Source organism: Spirulina subsalsa FACHB-351 (genome assembly GCF_026130165.1).
In the GTDB taxonomy this organism is placed as follows: Bacteria; Cyanobacteriota; Cyanobacteriia; order Cyanobacteriales; family Spirulinaceae; genus Spirulina_A; species Spirulina_A subsalsa_A.
In genome coordinates, this window is sequence record NZ_JAIHOM010000262.1 from 1 (window position 1) to 726 (window position 726).

The 726-nt window shown below is 52.6% G+C and carries 1 protein-coding gene; it reads right to left on the reverse strand.

The window, feature by feature from the left end; all coding sequences use genetic code 11:
- The coding region (locus tag K4A83_RS22760; RefSeq protein WP_265267010.1) for a filamentous hemagglutinin N-terminal domain-containing protein at positions 1–726 on the reverse strand (726 nt) is incomplete at both ends.

Genomic DNA, 726 nt, shown 5'->3' on the forward strand with positions numbered 1-726 from the left:
ATTAGGGTTAACACTATCACTGGGTAAGGCTTCTAGGACTAATCCTAATTTCATCCCTTCGTGGGTTAGCTTGACTTGGCTTTGTCCGGGGATGGCGGCTAGGGTAATTGTGCCGTTGGGGGTTTCCATTGTTCCGGTGTTGATGATTGAACCCCCGACCATCCACAAGCTGCCGTTTTGTAAGCTTAAATCGGCGGCGTTGAGGATTGTTCCGGGTTGGCTACTGTCGAAAATTAACTGGGTGGGGTTTCCGGTTAGGGTGGTGAAGTCGTTGTTTCCTAGGCTGTTGAAGTAGCTGTCATGAAAGCCCATCCGGTTGGCAGTAGTTACGCCAAAACTACCGGGGATATCTAAACTAGCGCCTTGGGTAAAGACCCACCCGGCTGGATTCATGAGGTAAAGGTTACTGTTGCCGCCTGTGAGTTGAATTAAGCCTTGAATGATGCTGGGATTACCCCCAACAACACGCCCGACAACGTTTTGGATGTCGGGCTGACTGAGGAAGTTGGCGATTTCGTTGGGGGTTAAGCCAAATTCTTGGAAGGAGTGGAAGAGGTTGGCTCCGGCCTGGGTGCCGCCTTGGATGTGGTAGGTGTTGCCGTTGTGGTGGATGAGGGTGCTGACTCCATCGGGGGCGGGGGTGATGCTTTGGGCTTGGAGGGTGGTGGTGTAGCCCAAGGGCAGGAGGCTAAGAGCTAGGGGAATAATGTGTTTGGAGGATTGCAT